The following is a 19,316-nucleotide window of genomic DNA, read 5'->3' on the forward strand; positions in this document are numbered from 1 at the left end:
AATAATCCACAAGTAAAACCAATTACTTGTGGATTTTTCTTAATTAATTATTTATTTAACAACCAACTTACCAACAGAGTTAGAAGGCTCCAAAGAGATGCTATATTCTCCTTTTAATGGATTATTTAATAAGAGAATATTTTTTCCAGTTTTCAACGGAATGTTTATACCTAAGTCAGTAGAGGCTAATCTTGCATTGGCACCGGCATCTTGATCAACTTCAACAATAATTTTAGTCATTGTCGCAGGTTTAAAGATTGTATTTTTCGGACTAAAACCTGATGGCGTTACGTGAATTGTTGCGTATTGTAGGTCATTTTGATCATCTTGTTTTGCAGCTTGCTTTTGTGGTTGCCCAATTACACCAACTTTTACTTTATTCATATTAACAGTAAATATGATGACCAAAATAAGTAGGATTGAAGTTAATACTACAGTACTGTTTGATGATTTTGCATGATCTCTCTTAATCTTATTTTTTTGATTTAAATTTGAAACTAGCTTTCGATCAACGAAAAATAATAATAGATAAATGAAAACTATAAACAGAATATCCACAATAACGACGCTTATGCTTGAACTAAATGTCATATATCCGATGATAGTCCCTACAAATGCACCGAGCAAGGACGCTAACATTTCAGTAATGCCATTATTAAATAGTTTTTTCGATAAAAACAAAAATAATAAAACTAGTAATAGATTGAGAATGATCGATAGTAGTACATTATAATTTGTATTTAACATGATTAAGAAACTAATTGTAGCTGAAGATACACCGACTAATAAAGAGATAACTGATTTTAAAGTAGTAGGAAATTTCCCTTTATTTCGATAAAAATGATTAAAGCTATAATACGTAAGAAGGAGTACTAAGAAAAGACTTCCATACTTTAATACCATATAAACACCTCTAAATTAATTTTAAAGCTACAGCTTTGATCCAAAGTTCCAATCTGGATACACGTATTGAACACTTGGAGATTTAGCTGGCTCTGATTGTTGAACGTTTATTTTAATAACTGTTTGACCATTAAAGTTTGTTTTGCCGATTGTTCCAGTAATTGTTACCCAAGAATCATTCATAAATTGCTGTGAATCGGTTGATTCTGCAATAATACCAAATGGTGAAATATCGGCTATACAATGAGTCATACCCATTCTTGCAATAATAAATTGATTACCTGCTAACTTAGGGTCTCTATAGATAAAACCTTTAATTTTAATTTGTTTATTTTGGAAATTGTCGACAAATGTATTCATTGATTGTAGTTTTTCAATAAACCACTTGTCCTTCATCTCGATTGTACTCTGTTTGTACAGTAACATTCCAAGTTTAGCGTAATCTTGATCATACACATTTGTTTTGAACATTTTTTTTAAAGCAGGGTCTTCATGACCTTTCACTTCAACAGCCTGACCATTCGAAGAAGCCTGAACAGCTAGTCCTTTAAAATTCATTTCTTTGTTATTAGCAAGCGAACTAGAACTCGCATGGTTTGGCAAAATATATCCGAGTAATAGAGGGAATAAAAATAGGCTGTAAATAAAAACGTCTTTTACGACTGACTTTTTTAAAAAATGATGATGCTCATGACTAAAAACTTGGTCGTGACTGTGATCATGACCACAATCACAAATAATGACATGTCTTTTTAATGAGAGAACAGCTATATAGATTTGAACGATTGAGACACCCAAAAGAATAACAGTTGCAATTTTTACATAAATGACAAGCTCCGGTACGATAAATTGCAGGATCTCGTCTGTAAGTGTTAATTGAAAAATATAGACAGCAAGTCCTAAGAGTATAACAGCTTTTGTAAAATGATGAATCGAAGTCGAATTGATTTTATTTTTCAAAATAGATCACTGCCTTTTATAAATTAATAGACTGTAAAACAAGCGTTCCAATAAAAACAAAAATGAAAACTAGTGTACTAAGTAATAAAACAAATCGAGATCGGAAAACAGCTAGCATCATCAGGATCCCTTTAATATTGATCATTGGCCCAAAAACCATGAATCCAACTAAAGAGCTCTTTGTAAAAATTGTTTGAAGTGATTGAGCTACAAAGGCGTCTGATGTAGAACAAAGAGATAAAATAAAGCCTAATCCCATCATCAGGAAGTTTGCTGATGGACCACTTTTTCCCAATTCAATTAAACTGCTTTGAGAAATGATAATTTGAAGTAGAGCAACAATGATCGAACCGAAAACTAAGTATTTTCCCATATCAAAAAACTCATTTACTGCATGGCCTACGATTGCAATGAATTTATTATTTGAAGCAGTATTGTGTTTATGGTCATGATGGTGGTGATCTTGCTTCGTTTGATCGACCTGTTCCCGTAACTGATTTGACTTAACAAATTGAAAAACGATCAGTCCTACGATTAGTGCAACTACAAAAGCAAGTCCCATACGATAATATGCAACGGTTGGTTGATTACGAAAAGCTGTTAATGTTGATAGAAATACAATTGGATTTAAAATCGGTCCTACTAATATAAAAGTGACCGCAACATACAATGGCATTCCTTTTTTTATTAGTTTACGAATAGCAGGTACCATTCCACACTCACATATTGGAAAGATGATGCCTAACACGCTTGCTGCGATTATACCTAATAAAGGATTTTTTGGTATAAATCGTTGGACCATTTGATCTGTAACGAAAACCTGAAGGATCGCTGAAACGAATACACCAATTAAAATAAAAGGCAGAGCTTCAATAATAATGCTAATAAAGATCATCTTAAAGACTTGTAGTTTTGTAGTTGAAAAAACTGAACTTAATCCTGTTGTAGATGAAATATATAATAGGCATACAAATAGTAAGCAAATAATGATTAGAAAATGTCGATTTGAATTGACTGGCGATTGTTTCTCAGTAGCAATGCTTCGCAAAGGATTCACTCTTTCTGTTTAAGATATGACGCGTTCAAATAACCAAATTCCACCTAATATAAAAGCAATCGTAGATGTGGAAATAATTGCATTCCTCGAATACTTTGAGCGATGTAATTGAGTTAATAGTGGTAATAATAATAGTACAATCGAAAGCTGGACCACTTCAATGCCAAGGTTAAAGCTAACTAAATCAGCTGCTAATTCGCTTTTTGAAAGATGCATAGCTGTTAATAAATCTGCAAAACCCATTCCATGAATTAATCCAAAAATAAAAGTTAATACCCAACGATGACCAATGTTTTTACGGAATATATTTTCAATTGCTACGTAACAAATACTAAGTGCTATTGCAGGTTCGACAATATAAGAAGGAATTGAAATGATCCCTAAAACAGTGAGTGTTAAAGTTAAACTATGTGCGACTGTAAATGCAGTAATTACTTTAGCAAACTGCTTAAAGCTTTGTCTTGCAATTAGTAGTGATAGTAAAAATAGCAAATGATCATAACCGGTAAGTATATGGTTCATACCAAGCTTTAAAAATGTAACCCATCCTTTAGATGAAGTATTTGTAGAAGAATCCGAATTGGATTCTTTTTTTATTACGGCCTGTTGCTGTTGTTGTGCAGGTTGAATATTATTTGGATGATTGCTTAATCCCTCATAAGCACTGTCACTAAGAATCATAGACCAAGCACGGCTTTGATCTGAAAGAGCGGCAGTACTATTTTCTTTGCCGTAGTTCACTTTCAACAAATCAACATAGGTCGTACTAGTATTTTTATCATTTTCATACAAATGATCAGCAAGACTAATAGATTGTGAAGGTTGGATTGCAGGATAATCAACTTCAAGGATGAGCTGAGTAGCATCACCTTTACGATTAAGCTCCAATTTATTTACCTTTGTCCAGTTTTGTTTTTCGCCATTCATTTTCAGAATTAGATTGCTCTGGAGCGTAGATTCTATTTTATTCTTTATTGCCTCAAATTCATCTGGATCTAACATTCCGTTCTTATTAACATCCCCGCCTGTTAATTCCATGACAGAGACTTCATCTAATGCAAAGTTCATTGTAGTTTTTGATTTTAAGAGATTTAATGTAGTGTAACTAGCGCTTAATGAATGAGCTTCTGCAGTTCGAAAAGATGTACTAAAAAAAATGAGAAAGCAGAAAACTAGGGGAAAAGCACGACTGAATCTATTTTTTGGTAAGTAAAAAATACTATTATTCATTTGTTTCCTCCGGGAAATAAAAGTAAGAAAGACATAGTTATCGTACAAAGTAAATGTTACAGAATTGTATTTAAATTGTAAAGAGTTCGTATATTTAGACTAGTATTGTAGAATTTTCTATGATATACATTATATAGTTAACTGGCGTTAACTAAAATTCAAATGAGGAGAGGAGAGAATTCTGTAATTATTTCCCAGTAGTAAAATAGTCCTGTGTTTGCGAGAAAAGGTTTTGGTTATTTAGAAATAACTCGATGGTAAAATAGTCTTGTGTTTTTGAAAGAAGGTTTTGGTTAATTAGAAATAATAAATTAAAGTGGGGAAATTTTCATGCACAAAATAATGCATAAGTACAAAAGGTATTTTGGTCTTTTTGCAACGATACTATTGCTATTATCAACAATTAGTCCACAAATGGCTAAAGCAGCCACTACAACTACTTTAGCGAAATGGGATTTTAGCAATGGACAAGTAACTACACCATCAGCTGGAATACCTGAAAATATGAATAGTAATATAACGACCACTGCTTCCAAAGTTACTGGTTATAATGCCGGTCCATCTGGAAATACAGTTATTAACGCAAATACGTGGTCAAATAATAATTCATATTGGGAAGTTTCATTATCAACAAAAAACTACGAAAATATAACTCTTTCATCTAAACAATATAGTTCTTCAACGGGGCCAAAAGATTTCAAGCTTCAATATAGTTTGGATGAAACTACATGGGCTGATGTAACTAATGGTTCTGTTTCAATTGGAAATGCTACATGGGCAAGTGGGGGACAGCTAAATAATGTAGCGTTGCCAAGTGAGGTAAACGATAAGAACTTAGTTTATTTAAGATGGATCGTCAATTCAACATTAGCTGCAAAAAATGACGGTACTAATTTTAGTACGACAACAGGTACAAGTCGTATTGCTGATATCGTTATTAACGGTGACGCAACAGGATCAACACCGTTAGAAAAAACCGCTACACCTGACGCAACAAAAATCAATTATTCTACAAACTCAACAGTAACTGGAAATGCTGGAGCAGTTACAAGTAATGCCGTTGTAAAGGTTTATAGTGATAATAATAAACTTGCTGGTACTACTACAGCTGCAGCAGATGGTTCATTTACTGCTACAATTACAAACTCACAATCGGTTGTATATGTTACTGCACAAGAAACTGGAAAAGCTGAAAGTGATAAAGTTTCAGTAAATTTCTCGGGTTCTGTCGTTCAGAAAACAGCTGCTCCGATTACTACAAAAATTTCTTATAATTCGTATACATCTGTATCAGGTACTGCTGGAGCAGTGGCTAGCAATGCGGTTGTAAATGTTTATTTTGATGACAATACTGTAGTAGCAACTACAACAGCTGCAGCAGATGGTTCATTTAACGTAACATTTGCAAATCCTGGATCGAAGTCAGTCATTAATCTAGTTGCTCAGGAAGCTGAAAAAGCTCCTAGTGATCGAACTGCAGTAAACTACTCTGGTCCAACTGAAAACCCAAAAGGTATTTCACCAGGTGACGTAGTATTTAGTCAAATCTATGTAAATGGTGGTAATGGGGGAGCATTCTACAAAACAAAGTTTTTCGAACTTTATAATAATACAGATAAAAATATTAATTTAACAGGCTGGTCAATTGCTTATACTTCGGCATCAACAATGAGCTTTGGTGCAGGGCAACCACTATCCGGTGTAATTAAAGCACATAGTTACTTCTTAGTAGCAGGTAGTACAGGTACGACAGGACAAGCGCTTCCTGTGACTCCAGATGTAACAACTACGTTAAATCCAAGTGGTTCAACTGGGGGCGCTTTAGTACTTGCAAAGAAAACGACAGCTGTAACAGGTGTTGATGATCAAGATGCAATTGATTTATTAGCATTTACGAATGGTACAGCAGTTTATAAAAATCCTTTATATTGGGGAAGTCCAATTTCGGACTCTACAATTGGTGGAGGAACGATTCAACGTAAAACAAATATTGGGACAGACCCACGTTCGGCATACGGAATTGGAAACGGTTGGTTTACAAAAGACCCTTCAAAAGATTTCGTACTGAATAAACCATCAAGTGCCAACTATGCTGATGAAATGGCTGTTCATAACTCAAAATTTATGTCTTCTCCAGATGGATCTAAAATAACTTTTACAAAATCTAATGGTACAGCAACTGTAACAGGTCAAGCTGAATCAGTACCTGCTTCATCTACTGTAAAAGCTTATTTTGAGAATGAAGGCAAATTAACAAACGGGCAACAAGTAACAGCAGCTGCAGATGGCTCTTTTACATTAAGTTTTGAAGACTCTAGTGATCAGACATCTATCTTCTTAACGGAAACGGATTCTGCACAACCTACTCCAAAAGAAAGCGGTTACACGAGAGTAGATGTGGCTGGTAAGTCAACAACAGTTACTTCAATTGGTGATTTAAGAAAAAATGATGAAAAAGGATTTCCAATCAACAATGGTTACTCAACTACAATTGAGGGAGTAGCGACTACAGATAATCTCCCTAATGGCGATGTGAATACAAATTTCTTTATTCAAGATTCAGCAGGCGCAATCAATGTTATTAATCATTTGAATCCTTCTACTACGATTCAAGCAGGAAATAAATATAGCATTGAAGGACGAGTAGTATTTACGGCGGGGATGACACAATTTATTCCAACAGCTATTCATTTTGTTGGAAATGATCATTTACCGGCAACTACAAATATTACAATCGGTGGGTTAAATGAAGAAACTGAAGGCAAATTAGTATCATTCACTGGAAAAGTAACAAATATTCCATCAGATGGTCCAAATTATGATATTACAGTAAGCGATGAATCAGGCGATAATTTAGCGATCGTACGTATTAAAGGATCTCTAGGGAATATTGAACAAGGTCAGACTTACACTTTTACAGGTATTGTTAATCAGTATAAAAAAGCTGCACCTTTTACTAGTGGATATCTACTTATACCTAGAAACGCAAATGATGTAAAAGGTCAATTAGTGTTAACTCATACTCCGATTACAAAAGCTTATATAGGAATGGACGCTTCGTTTAATGCGACTGCAAAGAACGCAGATTCAGTTACGCTTTATTATAAAGGAGAAAACGAGACTTCTTATCATTCAGTAATCATGGACACTGCAGACCATATTAATTACAATGGAAAAATTTTAGAAGCAGATGTTCCAAAAGGAAATTTCTACTATTATATTGAGGCGGAAAATGCAGAAGGCAAACAAGCTGTAGGTAGTTCTTCAAAACCATTTGAAGTGAATGTAGTAGATGATCAGGATGGTCCTAAGTTTTTTAATGAGTTACCTGCAAATGGTGATAAAACTGATTCAAGACATCCTGAAATCGTTGTGAAAATGGATGATCCAAGTGGAATCAATCTTTCGTCAGCAACTATTTCAATCGATGGTCAAGATAAAACTTCAAATGCAACAATTACTGATACAGAAATTAAATTAAATCTTACAACTGCTAATGAATTAACTGAAGGTGAGCATACAATAACAGTGTCTGCAAAGGATAAATTAAATAATCCTTCTACCTTTACATGGAAATTCACAGTTACAGAAAGATTTACTGGTGGGAATCATTACCGTGGAACGACACATAACCATACGAATATTTCACATGATGCAGCAGGTACTCCTGAAGAAGCATTAAAAGCTGCTGAAAAGTATCATTATGATTTCTTTGCATTCTCGGATCACTCTCACGATATCGATGCAAATCTTGTTAATAAAGATACTGTTGATCATAAAGGTTTTAAAGAGAGAACAGGTGGCACTGATTGGCAGTTAACAAAGGATTTAGCAAAACAGTATACAAAAGATGGTAAATTTGTTGTATTCCCAGCTTTTGAAATGACATCAACTACATGGGGTCACTCAAATGTATTCGGAACTGAAAATTTCATTGATCGTGTTGTAGATGGTGGCGCTTATCAAAATTTACAAAAGTATTATGGATGGGTATTAACATATGACAATATCGTTGCTCAATTTAACCATCCAAAAATGTCTGCAAATGCCTTTGATAACTTCATCCCTTATAACAAAAATTTAGACAAGCTATTTACAATGCTTGAAGTAGGGAATGGATCAGGAAAATACTCTTATGCGAACGCAGAAGATAGCTACTATGGTGCGCTTGATATCGGCTGGCATGTTGCACCAACTTATGGTGAAGATAACCATGATGCAACATGGGGTCAAACCAAAAAACGTACTGTAATCGTAGCAAAAGATTTAAGTCAAGATGCTCTACTTGATGCAATGAAAAACAGACGTGTTTATATGTCAGAGGATCCAAACTTTTCATTAGATGTATCTGCAAGTGGCTTTTATATGGGATCAACAGTGGATACTGATACGTTAGATTTTAATATTTCAGGTAAAGACCCAGTTTTAGAACAGGCTAGTGATCCTGATTATAGTTATATTAAAACTGCTTCTAACGATGCAATCGCTAAAGTAGAATTAATTACAAATCATGGAACAGTAGTAGACAAATATGTTCCAACAAACGATTCAACTTCATTTAATTGGAAGCCAAGCTTTACTGTAGTTGGCGGACAACAATGGTTCGTTGTTAAAGTTACACAAAAGGATGGCGACCAAATTTACTCTTCACCAATTTGGTCACAACAAAAAGACTTAGCAGTAAAAGTTAGTGATGTTACGACAAAAGATGGCGCGATTATTGGTGGACTTGCAGCTAATTTAACAGCGGGAATAAGTAACCAAGGATCATTAGATGTTAAACAAGTAACTGCTCATTTCTATTATGATAGTATAGATGCTAATCATTTTATTGCAGATGCTTCAATCGATTCGCTTCCATCAAATTCATCAGCAAGTGCTAGTGTTACATGGACGGATCCAGTTCCAGGTACACATAAGATCATTGTTGTTTTATCAGCAGCTGATGGACATGATCTTGGTAATAACAAATACGAGCAATCATTTACAATTAAAGCTCCATTAAACAAAGTTGTTATGATTGATGGATCTCACAATAATGAGAACTCGAAACAAGACACAGGCACATATAAAGATAACTTTAAATTATTTACAACGTTAATGAAGCAACAAGGCTATACTGTAGCAGAAAATTCTTCACCGCTTACAGAGCAAGTATTAAAGAATGTTAGCGTATTAGTAATTACACATCCAGCTACAGCATATTCTGCTAGTGAAATTTCTGATATTAATAATTTCGTGAAAAATGGCGGTTCTTTATTGACGACAGAAAAGAGTAACTTTGGTGCTACAAATCAAAACATAAATAGCATTTTATCTGGTGTAGGATCAAGTATTCTAGTGAACAATGATGGAATTTTTGATGAAACACATGATGGTAACTTCTGGGGAACACCACTGACTGCTAATTATGCAGTTAGATTACACCCAACACCAAATCAAAAAACAACATTAACAGATTTTGTTCCAACGATTGAGTATTATAGTGGATCAAGTCTAGCTAAAAATGATGGTTCGGGCAATAAAGTGCCATTAACTGACAGTGATACTGTTACAGTTCTAGCTCAAGGGAATGAGTCTACATTCCAAGATATATCTACTATCAAATCAGATACTGTAAAATATAATGTTCAGACATCTAATGGGAAAAATGGTCCAGCATTAGATCAAGTTACTGGTGGATCTAGTATTCCGATTATTGCTTCTGAACAAGTTGGTAATGGTCGAGTATTCGTTTCAGGTATGAATATCTTTAATGATAAACAAATGGATCAAACTTATAATCCAAAAGGAAATGACCCGTTTGCAGTAAACGTTGTAAACTGGTTAGCGCATCTTGATACCAAAGTAAAGTCAATTGGTGATGCTCGTAAGCTTACAGAAGGTACGAACGCAGTTGTTGAAGGAACTGTTACAGCAATTTCATTCTTTGACGCTGCTTATATTCAAGATGATACTGGTGGAATTATGGCCTTTAATGATGTGCCAGCAGGAAGTTTACAAGTTGGCGATAAGATACGCATTTATGGTCATATAAAAATATTTGAAAATAACTTCGAATTAGAGTTTGGTAGTTTTACAGAGAGCGTTGTAAAGCTAGGAAAAGGAACCCCAGTCGAAGCAAAGGTTGTCAGTACAAAAGATTCAAATAATGAAGAAAATCAAGGTCAATTAGTTAAAGTAACTGGTAAAGTCGTTTCTAAGTATGACGATAATTCCTATGTGATTGATGATGGTTCAGGACCAACATTGGTATTCACAGATGGATACGTTGTAAACCAAAGCGGACCTGTACCAAACTTGAATATTGGGGATACGTTAGAAGCAACTGGTCTAGCAGGTAAATTCTCAGAAGGAAATCGTATACGAGTAAGGGATACGAAAGAATTAGTTGGAACTCATACTGCTGCTCCAAAAGCTCCAGTAGTGAATGCTATTTCTGATCAAGATGAGAAAATTACCGGTACAACTGAAGTAGGAGCAAAAGTAATTGCAAAAGTAAATGGTAATGAAATTGCTAATGCAATAGCGGATAATACTGGAAACTTTGAAATAAAGATTACAAAACAAGTAGCTGGTACGAAAATTGTAGTAACAGCACTTGACTCAGCAAACAATGAAAGCGACGGAGTAGAAGTAATCGTAAGTGATAAAACTGCGCCAAATTCGCCTGTTGTAAATGAAGTACAAGATAATAGTACTTATGTAACAGGAAAAGCAGAGCCAGGATCAACAATTACAGTTTCAAAGGGCATCGTAATTCTAGGTCAAACAGTGACAAATCAAGATGGTAACTTCAGCGTTTTATTAGAAACAAAACAAAGTGCAGGAACAATATTATCAGTTGTTTCAACAGACAACGCAGGTAATAATAGTTCAATCACTGAAGTAATTGTAGTAGATAAAACAGCACCGAATGCTCCTGTCGTAAATGAAGTACAAGACAATAGTACTTATGTAACAGGAAAAGCAGAGCCGGGAACAACAATCACAGTTTCAAAAGGGATTGTCATTCTAGGTCAAGCAGTAACAAATCAAGATGGTGACTTCACTGTTTTATTATCTTCAAAACAAAGTGCAGGAACAATATTATCAGTTTTTTCAACAGACAAAGCAGGTAATAATAGTTCAATAACTGAAGTAATTGTAGTAGATAAAACAGCTCCTATCAAACCAGTTGTTAATGTAGTGGGTGATTCTGACATACATGTAACTGGGGCGGCCGAAGCAGGATCGACAATTATCGTTTCTGTAGGAAATAAAGCTATTGGTTCAGCAAAGACAAATAGTAATGGAAGTTTTGACGTATTAATTCCAAAACAATTAGCTGGAACAGTATTAACAATTGTTTCTACTGATTCAGCAGGAAATAGTAGTGCAAAAGTTGAAGTAACAGTAATAGACAAAACACCTCCAGCAGCACCAACTGTTAATACGGTAACGAATAAAACTGACGTTATTACAGGAACAGCTGAACCAGGATCTGTAGTTGTTGTTAAGAGTGATTCTAATAAATTTGGGGAAGTAACTACTACTGCTAGTAGTAGTGGTAAATTTACGATTACAATTAATTCTACCTTAAAAGCTGGAACGATTTTAACAATAACATCTACGGATAAGAGTGGAAATGTGAGTCCTACGACTACTATAACTGTTGTCAAATTCAATAAAGTTTAAAAAGATAATATTCATCGGTAAAATGTACTGGAATAGATTGGGGCTGTCTCATAAGTCAGGATAACTGACATGAGGGCGGCCCCCTTTTTAATTCAAAAAATAATGTGGATGCCTCGCTTAGTGGGAGGTATCCAGCTGAGATTATCAATTGTAGTTAAAATCATTGCTCTTTTTATAGGAAATTAACAGACTTTTATTCGAATTTAGTAAGAGTTGGAATATATTTGCAAGGTTTCCATTGAAAAGTAGCTACCATTTATCTAGTAATACCTTAACTGGTATGGGTAATATTTAATTTTAATTGCGATTCTTTGGAATTTAATTGCAGTTTCGGTATTTTTAATTGCGATTTTCAGAATTTAATTGCAGTCCACAGTTTATAAGTACATATAGACTCCTTATTTGTAGGGCCACTCAACTTCAATTGAACTTGTATTCTATTAAGGGATAGAAGATCTACGAGACTACTCAAGACAAGCTCACCATCATGACAAGAAATTGTAACATATTCCATAAAACACCAAGCTATTGATAGTATTTCCAAAGTTTATATGATAATATGAAAATATAAATCACGCAAGCGTGATTAATACATGATAAGGAGTGTTAATAGCATATGGCAATTTCTTTACAAAAAGGTCAAAAAGTCGACCTTACAAAAGGAAGAGCGGGACTTTCCTCTTTAATTGTAGGTTTAGGTTGGGATCCGGTGAAAAAAAGTGGTGGTTTCTTCGGATTTGGTAAACAAGAAAACATTGACTGTGACGCTTCTGTTTTAATGTTAGATGAAAATGACAAGTTAAGAAGTGCAAGTGATGTAATCTATTTTGGAAACAAAAAAAGTTTATGCGGTAGCGTAATTCATTCTGGAGATAATTTAACAGGTGATGGCAACGGTGACGATGAGCAAGTATTTGTTAATTTAAATAAGGTTCCATCTTATGTACATAAACTTGTATTTGTTGTAAATATCTATGCTTGTGTTCAACGTAAGCAAGATTTCGGTATGATTAAAAACGCATTTATTCGAGTAGTAGACAAGTCTGCAAACACAGAGTTAGTAAACTACAATATCACTGAAAATTATTCAGGATTAACTGCCTTATACCCTGGTGAGATTTATCGCCATAATGGGGAGTGGAAGTTCTCTGCAGTTGGTGAGGGAACAAAAGATATAGCATTAGATAAAATTGTTCAACGTTTTCAATAAATAAAAAACATAATTGAAAAGGAGTGCATTTAAAATGACAGTAAATTTATTAAAAGGACAAAAGGTAGATTTAACGAAAACAAATCCAGGTTTAACGAACATTGTTGTTGGATTAGGTTGGGACACTAATAAATACAGTGGCGGCAATGACTTTGACTTAGACTCATCAGTATTTTTATTAAATGGAGCTAGTAAATGTGCTACTGAAAAAGATTTCGTATTTTACAACAATACAGTAGGTGGAAATGGATCAGTTGAACACCACGGCGATAACAGAACTGGTGCTGGCGATGGTGACGATGAGCAAGTTACAGTTAATCTAACAAGCGTTCCTGCCTCAGTAGAAAGAATCGCATTTGCTATTACGATTCATGAAGCTGATGCACGTAACCAAAATTTTGGACAAGTCAGCAACTCTTATGTTCGTATTTTAAATGAAACGAATGGTGAAGAATTAATTCGTTATGACCTAGGTGAAGATTTCTCAATAGAAACTTCAGTAGTAGTTGGTGAATTATATCGTCATAACGGCGAATGGAAATTCAATGCGATTGGTAGCGGCTACCAAGGCGGTTTAATTTCACTAGTTAGAGATTACGGCTTAGACGCTTAATTTTACTTAACAAAAAAGTAGGTTAATAGTTAAAAGGGGAAAGTGTTTATATTTCCCCTTTATTATCGTTTAGTACATCTTTAGAAAATGCGATGTTAGAAAAAAAGTTTCTAAAGATGTACTAGATTGTAATTTAAGTTTAAAAAGTTTTTCTAATGTAATGTTGCATTATTTGGAAGTTCGGGGTGGGATTTTGAATAAACAAAGTAATACGATAAATTTAAATGATCCAAGTTTACTTAGTTCGCGTCAAGCGTGTCAAGAATGGGGGATCAATGACTCAACATTAAGGAAACGAATAAATGATTTTCCAGAAGGTACGATACGTAAATTTGGTTCCTCTTGGGTAGTAACTCGTGAAGGTATGTTAGCAGTTTTCGGACAACCAAAAATGAAATAATAACATCGGAAAGGAGTATCTATATGTCTGCGATCAACCCAAAAGCAATAGATATTAATCAACATGAGTGGTTGAGTATCTTGAAACAACCTTTGAAATTAAGACAATCTTATCAAGTAGAAGGTGAAACCATACAGTTTAATCAAATTGCATGGCGAATTTTAGGAACAAACATTGATGAAGACGAGTATTTTGAAAACTTATATGAACTAGCACATGACGAATCTTTAAATGTCATTCTATTAAGCGATGATTTAAACAAGACAATTTCGAATGATATGTTGCAAGCAGTTCAAAGAATAGTCACAATAAATACTGCTGAAAATGGATTGTCAGTGAACAGACTAATTGCATTCCTTGAAGGTGAGCGATTAATTCCGAAGCACGAAAATCAGAACATACATATACATATTCGAGAGCAAATTAAATCTGTATTATCTACCTTTAAAGATTCACAAAAAAATGGATTCCTTGATAGCAATTTTAGAAGGATCATAGTTGATTTAGTGAAATGGTTGCATAACCATGTAAATGAATGGATTGAGGGTTTTCCTAATCGTTCTCCACTGATCTTATGGTATGGTGACACAACGTTAAGTGAAAGCTATTTCCTTTACTTACTAATCCTTTTAGGGTTTGATGTAGCTATATTTCACCCTGAAGGTAAAGATTTATTAGCGCATTTATTAGGCACTAATAGCGACGGAATTAAAATACTACCTTCAACGACATCTTTAGTACCTTTTCCACTAGAAAAGCCAGTTAGGAAGAGTACAGTTGCTCATAGAGCAACAAAGGAAATTGAGAAATTATTGCATACTGAGGATTCACTATTATTTAAACCATGGCAATTTAGAAATTATGCTCCAAGATCAATTACGTTAAAAACAACCTTTGATGAACTTTTCATTTTACATAAAGAAAGAGCAATGTTACGTCCTAATTTTCAAGTAAAAGACAATAGTGTTGAAATACCGGTTTTCTTTATGAAGATTTTAGGTGTGACGAAAAACCACCGTGAATATTGGGAAAAGGTTGGCCAACTAACTGAAAGCAGTTTAACCCTTAAAATAGATAAATTTCCATTTACTCAATTAGTTAAAGGCAACCAACAATATCATTATCAAAATGCTTTAGGACGTGACGGGCTGCTTGACCCCCATAAGATGTTGGCTAGTAACTGGTGGAGATATAAAGAACTTCCAAGCGGATTACAGTTTGGTCTAGCTTCTGCTATATCTAGATATGTTGACCGAGCAAATATTAAGTTATTACCAAATGAAACAAAGGCTCAGACACAACTATTTTTATTTAGCCAATCTATGAATATACCAAATGAAATATTAAGATTACTTCAACAGTTTGATTACACCCAACAAGTTCCAAAATTAATTATTTATAATACAGAAAGAGATGGTGAACTAAATAGAAACGACGCAGCACTACTGCTATTATTAAATGAGTTTGGAGTGGATCTAGTATTACTTAATCCTACGGGTCAGAATGATATCGAATTATTTGTAGATGACAAATTATTCGATTCCCATTGGCTAGATGAAGTTACTTTTGATACTGAATTTCAAGTGTTGCGAGCATCAGGACAGTCACTAATTAAAAATCTATTTAGAAAAATAGTTAAATAAAAGGGGAACTTAAAATGTCGATAAATACACTTACTAGTTTAGAAAAGCAAGATGAAATTTTACAAGCGAATGCAAATGATATGAAATTGCAATTAAGAAATGAACCTGAGGTACACCGTTTAGCTAGTTCAATAGATCATAAAAACCAAATAGCTTTATTGGAGTACGGGAAAGAACCAGCAACTGAAATTTCAACCTTCTCAGGTAAAATATTAAATACAATTAAGGCTTCAAGTATGGAAGAATCTAGCGTTCTATTAAAACAATTAGGGAAAATTATGGACCGCTTCGATGCGAAAGATTTTGCAGAAGAAAAAGGGTTTCTTTCAAAAATTTTTAATCGTGGTCAAAAGTTAATTGATAAATTATTTGATAAATATCAATCAATGGGTACTGAAATTGATAAAGTCTATGTAGAAATTACAAAGTATGAACACGAAATGAAAACATCTACAAATACATTAGAACAACTTTACGAGCAAAACGTAGCATATTATATAGACTTAGAAAAATATATTGTAGCTGCAGAAATGAAAGCAGAAGAGTTAAAAACACAGCTTCCTGCTTTAACTGAACGAGCTGGATCAGGTAATCAACTTGCTATGATGGAGTTGGATTCATTAAAAAATGCGATTGAGTTACTTGAACAACGTACTTACGATTTAGAAATGGCAAAACAAGTTGCTTATCAATCAGCTCCGCAAATTCGTTTATTACAACGTGGTAATACGAAACTGATTGGTAAAATTAACTCAGCCTTTGTAACAACAATTCCAATATTTAAAACTGCATTAATTAATGCAATAGCAGCTAAGAGACAAAATTTAGTAGCTCAATCAATGAATGAGTTAGATAAGAGAACAAACGAACTATTATTACGTAATGCCAATACAATTTCACAGCAAAGTGTAGATATTGCTAAATTATCAGGAGCTCCTAGCATTAAGATCGAGACGATGGAAGAAACTTGGAATATCATTATGAAAGGTATGCAAGAAACGAAAGCGATTGAAGAAGAAAATAAAATTCAACGTGAACAAGGTAAGTTGCGTTTAGAGCAGCTACAAGAAAACTACATTAAGCTTAAGCAAGGAAAGTAAAGATATTAAGGGTTTTTCGATAGTTTTTAAAAGTCAGTGGCCGTTCAGCTACTGACTTTTGTTTTTATTGTGTTTTAACTGAAAGGCTCTTAACTATTTACTTAATACTAATTAATTAATGCTTCTTATTTATAATGGGGAGGTCCATTTTAGCAAATTTTGATTCTTTTATGTTAAAAAAATGTTATTATAATATAATGAGATGAAATAAAAAGTTAATGCTAAAGTACATAGTGTTGTAAATAAATGGAAGATAAGAATAGTGGCACTTAATTAAATAATTAAAGCTGATAAGTGGATAATTCTGAAAGTTCTGTAACAATGATGGGAATATATTGACATTAAAAGTCGCTTTAGTATAATTAATGATTGAAAATGATTATCAACTTCAATGTTAATTAAGGAGAGAACGAAATGATTAGTAATATCAAAATGCCCAAATTGCTTGGGATTTTTATGTCTTTATTTTTATTGATTGGTCTAGTTGGCTGTTCGTCAGATTCAAGTAAAAAGTCTGATAAAAAGTCTTCAAATGAATCGGCTGTCACAGTTGATACTAAATTCGGTAAAGTAGAGATCAAAGGGCAACCGAAACGTGTTGTTGCTCTAGGTTGGGGAGATGCAGAGACGGCACTAAGTCTTGGAGTTGAACCAATTGGTGCAAGTGACTGGCTTGCTTTTGGTGGTGACGGTGTAGGACCTTGGTTAAAAGGTGCATATAAAAAATCACCAACGATTCTTGGAACAATGGAACTTGATTATGAGAAAATTGCTTCTCTTAAACCAGATTTAATTCTTGATGTAAAATCTTCAGGTGATGAAGAACGATACAAACGCCTTTCAGAGATCGCTCCAACGGTAGGGGTTCCTAAGGGTGGAGATAATTATTTAACGACTACTACAGACCAGGTGCGAATGATTGCACAAGCCCTTGGTAAAGTAGATAAAGGTGAAGAACTACTTAAGGATGTAGATGTGGCATTTGATAAAGCAGCTAAGGCAAATCCTGAATTTGCAGGTAAAACGGTTGCTGTTGGTGCTTACGATTCTTCAGGTTTTGGTGCATACGTAAAAGGCGATTCTCGTGTTGATTTTGTAACGCGACTTGGATTCAAAAACAAGGAAGAGATTGAAAAATTAGCTAAAGGTAATTTCTTTATTAAAGTTGCTGACGAAAAGTTAGACTTATTAAATGCTGATCTTACGATTGTTTTACCTATTTTTGTTGATCCAAAAGAGATAACAAATAATAAACTATATCAGAAGATTCCTTCAGTAGCAGATGGAAGATCAATTATTCTTGATACAAATTCATCAAACGCATTTTCAACAGGAACGGTTCCTGCATTATTATGGGCAATCGATAATTTACCACAACAGTTTAAAAAAGCATTAGAAGGCGGGGAGTAAAACAGTGACAGCGATGAAGCAACCAAAAAACAAAACGACTCAAGTAGTTGAGGAAAATAAAAAGACAATTACTTCAATGCGGTTGCAACGATTTTTGGGCTTCATTGTAGCACTAATACTTTTGGTAGCTGTAGTATTCTTAAGTTTAATGATTGGTGCTAAATCCATACCTTTTGGAGTAGTATGGGATGCGTTGTTTTCACCTAACAATAGCTATGACCACACAATCATTCATAATACGAGGATACCACGAACACTTATTGCACTAATCGTTGGACCTGCATTTGGACTAGCTGGAGCATTAATTCAGGTACTGACTAGAAATCCACTAGCGGACCCCGGTATTCTCGGTGTAAATGCTGGGGCAGCCTTTGCAGTTGCAATCGGAGTTGGTGTATTTTCTGTTACATCGATGTCTGCCTATATGTGGTTTGCACTAATTGGTGCATTAATTGCGACAATTGCTGTGTATGTTATAAGTGGAGGAGCTGGTAAAAAAGCTCCCACACCTCTACAAATTACACTTGCTGGAGTAGCACTTGGGGCCACCTTAAGTGGGATTACTACATCATTGACATTAATAAATAGTAAGGCATTTGCACGAATGTTGAACTGGAGTGTTGGGACATTAGCTAGGAGAAGTCTTGATGACCTTTGGCTTGTTCTACCCATTTTAATCGTTGGTGCATTATTAGCTTTTGTCATTACTCCTGCATTAAACGCGATTGCCTTTGGAGATGATCGTGCATCCTCTTTAGGAGTAAATGTTGGTGTGACTCGTGCAATAGGTTTGATTGCAATTACACTATTAGCTGGCGGGGCAACTGCGATAGCGGGACCAATTGGTTTTATAGGTTTAATGGTGCCACATTGTGTGCGATGGTTCGTCGGTCCAGACCAATTCTGGATTTTTCTATACTCAATAGTAGCAGCACCTATCATACTCATCCTTTCAGATATTATTGGTAGAGTTGTATTGTTACCTTCAGAAGTTCCAGTAGGAATCATCACGGGACTAGTTGGTGCACCGATTCTACTGATTCTTGTTCGTAGACGAAAAGCGAGTGGATTATAAAATGAAAATGATTTGTGGCAAAGGTTTGAATGTAAGAA

At 34.4% G+C, this 19,316-nt stretch carries 12 protein-coding genes; 8 read left to right on the forward strand and 4 right to left on the reverse strand.

All coding sequences use genetic code 11. The features are described 5' to 3' along the window. Positions 1–51: 51 nt before the first annotated feature. The 4 genes from BM319_RS15095 to BM319_RS15110 are packed head-to-tail and all read right to left on the reverse strand — an operon-like array spanning position 52 to position 4,150. Positions 52–903 carry a hypothetical protein gene (locus tag BM319_RS15095; RefSeq protein WP_069034889.1) on the reverse strand — a complete coding sequence of 284 codons (852 nt, stop codon included), beginning with the start codon at positions 901–903 and terminating at the stop codon, positions 52–54. A 27-nt stretch (positions 904–930) separates the two neighbouring features. Further along, complete coding sequence (locus BM319_RS15100) at positions 931–1,863, reverse strand: TIGR03943 family putative permease subunit (RefSeq protein ID WP_069034888.1); 933 nt, start codon at positions 1,861–1,863, stop codon at positions 931–933. A gap of 16 nt (positions 1,864–1,879) precedes the next feature. Continuing rightward, complete coding sequence (locus tag BM319_RS15105) at positions 1,880–2,911, reverse strand: permease (RefSeq protein WP_254664622.1); 1,032 nt, start codon at positions 2,909–2,911, stop codon at positions 1,880–1,882. 18 nt (positions 2,912–2,929) lie between these two features. Then, positions 2,930–4,150, reverse strand: coding sequence for a HupE/UreJ family protein (locus tag BM319_RS15110; protein ID WP_069034887.1), 1,221 nt, complete (start codon positions 4,148–4,150; stop codon positions 2,930–2,932). Between the two features lie 330 nt (positions 4,151–4,480). Here BM319_RS15110 and BM319_RS15115 point away from each other — a divergent pair, with 330 nt between their 5' ends. The 8 genes from BM319_RS15115 to BM319_RS15150 all read left to right on the forward strand — a co-directional run bounded on the left by BM319_RS15115 (position 4,481) and on the right by BM319_RS15150 (position 19,278). Continuing rightward, on the forward strand, positions 4,481–11,827 hold the full coding sequence (locus tag BM319_RS15115; protein WP_091023457.1) for an Ig-like domain-containing protein: 7,347 nt from the start codon (positions 4,481–4,483) through the stop codon (positions 11,825–11,827). A gap of 616 nt (positions 11,828–12,443) precedes the next feature. Then, positions 12,444–13,037 (forward strand): TerD family protein, encoded by a 594-nt coding sequence (locus BM319_RS15120; RefSeq protein WP_069034885.1) that lies wholly within the window; start codon positions 12,444–12,446, stop codon positions 13,035–13,037. Between the two features lie 34 nt (positions 13,038–13,071). Next, entirely contained in the window at positions 13,072–13,650 is a 579-nt protein-coding gene (locus tag BM319_RS15125) for a TerD family protein (protein ID WP_069034884.1), read from the forward strand. Positions 13,651–13,843: 193 nt separating this feature from the next. Beyond that, a complete protein-coding gene (locus BM319_RS15130) occupies positions 13,844–14,050 on the forward strand; it encodes a helix-turn-helix domain-containing protein (RefSeq protein WP_254664621.1) in 207 nt (68 codons plus the stop codon). A gap of 23 nt (positions 14,051–14,073) precedes the next feature. After that, positions 14,074–15,693: a YceG family protein gene (locus tag BM319_RS15135; RefSeq protein WP_069034882.1), complete on the forward strand. Its 1,620-nt coding sequence runs from the start codon at positions 14,074–14,076 to the stop codon at positions 15,691–15,693. A 14-nt stretch (positions 15,694–15,707) separates the two neighbouring features. Further along, positions 15,708–16,793: a toxic anion resistance protein gene (locus BM319_RS15140; RefSeq protein WP_069034881.1), complete on the forward strand. Its 1,086-nt coding sequence runs from the start codon at positions 15,708–15,710 to the stop codon at positions 16,791–16,793. Between the two features lie 414 nt (positions 16,794–17,207). Next, positions 17,208–18,203: an iron-siderophore ABC transporter substrate-binding protein gene (locus tag BM319_RS15145; protein WP_069034880.1), complete on the forward strand. Its 996-nt coding sequence runs from the start codon at positions 17,208–17,210 to the stop codon at positions 18,201–18,203. A 13-nt stretch (positions 18,204–18,216) separates the two neighbouring features. After that, positions 18,217–19,278: a FecCD family ABC transporter permease gene (locus BM319_RS15150; RefSeq protein WP_286143794.1), complete on the forward strand. Its 1,062-nt coding sequence runs from the start codon at positions 18,217–18,219 to the stop codon at positions 19,276–19,278. Positions 19,279–19,316: the final 38 nt, after the last annotated feature.

It is taken from the genome of Bacillus sp. UNCCL81 (genome assembly GCF_900112535.1).
Taxonomy (GTDB): Bacteria; Bacillota; Bacilli; order Bacillales; family Bacillaceae_G; genus Gottfriedia; species Gottfriedia luciferensis_B.

Excerpts from the sequence above, each read along its gene's own strand:
- BM319_RS15095 (WP_069034889.1), bottom strand. The coding sequence starts at position 903 with ATGGTATTAAAGTATGGAAGTCTTTTCTTAGTACTCCTTCTTACGTAT.
- BM319_RS15110 (WP_069034887.1), bottom strand. The coding sequence starts at position 4,150 with ATGAATAATAGTATTTTTTACTTACCAAAAAATAGATTCAGTCGTGCT.
- BM319_RS15115 (WP_091023457.1), top strand. The coding sequence starts at position 4,481 with ATGCACAAAATAATGCATAAGTACAAAAGGTATTTTGGTCTTTTTGCA.
- BM319_RS15120 (WP_069034885.1), top strand. The coding sequence starts at position 12,444 with ATGGCAATTTCTTTACAAAAAGGTCAAAAAGTCGACCTTACAAAAGGA.
- BM319_RS15125 (WP_069034884.1), top strand. The coding sequence starts at position 13,072 with ATGACAGTAAATTTATTAAAAGGACAAAAGGTAGATTTAACGAAAACA.
- BM319_RS15135 (WP_069034882.1), top strand. The coding sequence starts at position 14,074 with ATGTCTGCGATCAACCCAAAAGCAATAGATATTAATCAACATGAGTGG.
- BM319_RS15140 (WP_069034881.1), top strand. The coding sequence starts at position 15,708 with ATGTCGATAAATACACTTACTAGTTTAGAAAAGCAAGATGAAATTTTA.
- BM319_RS15145 (WP_069034880.1), top strand. The coding sequence starts at position 17,208 with ATGATTAGTAATATCAAAATGCCCAAATTGCTTGGGATTTTTATGTCT.
- BM319_RS15150 (WP_286143794.1), top strand. The coding sequence starts at position 18,217 with ATGAAGCAACCAAAAAACAAAACGACTCAAGTAGTTGAGGAAAATAAA.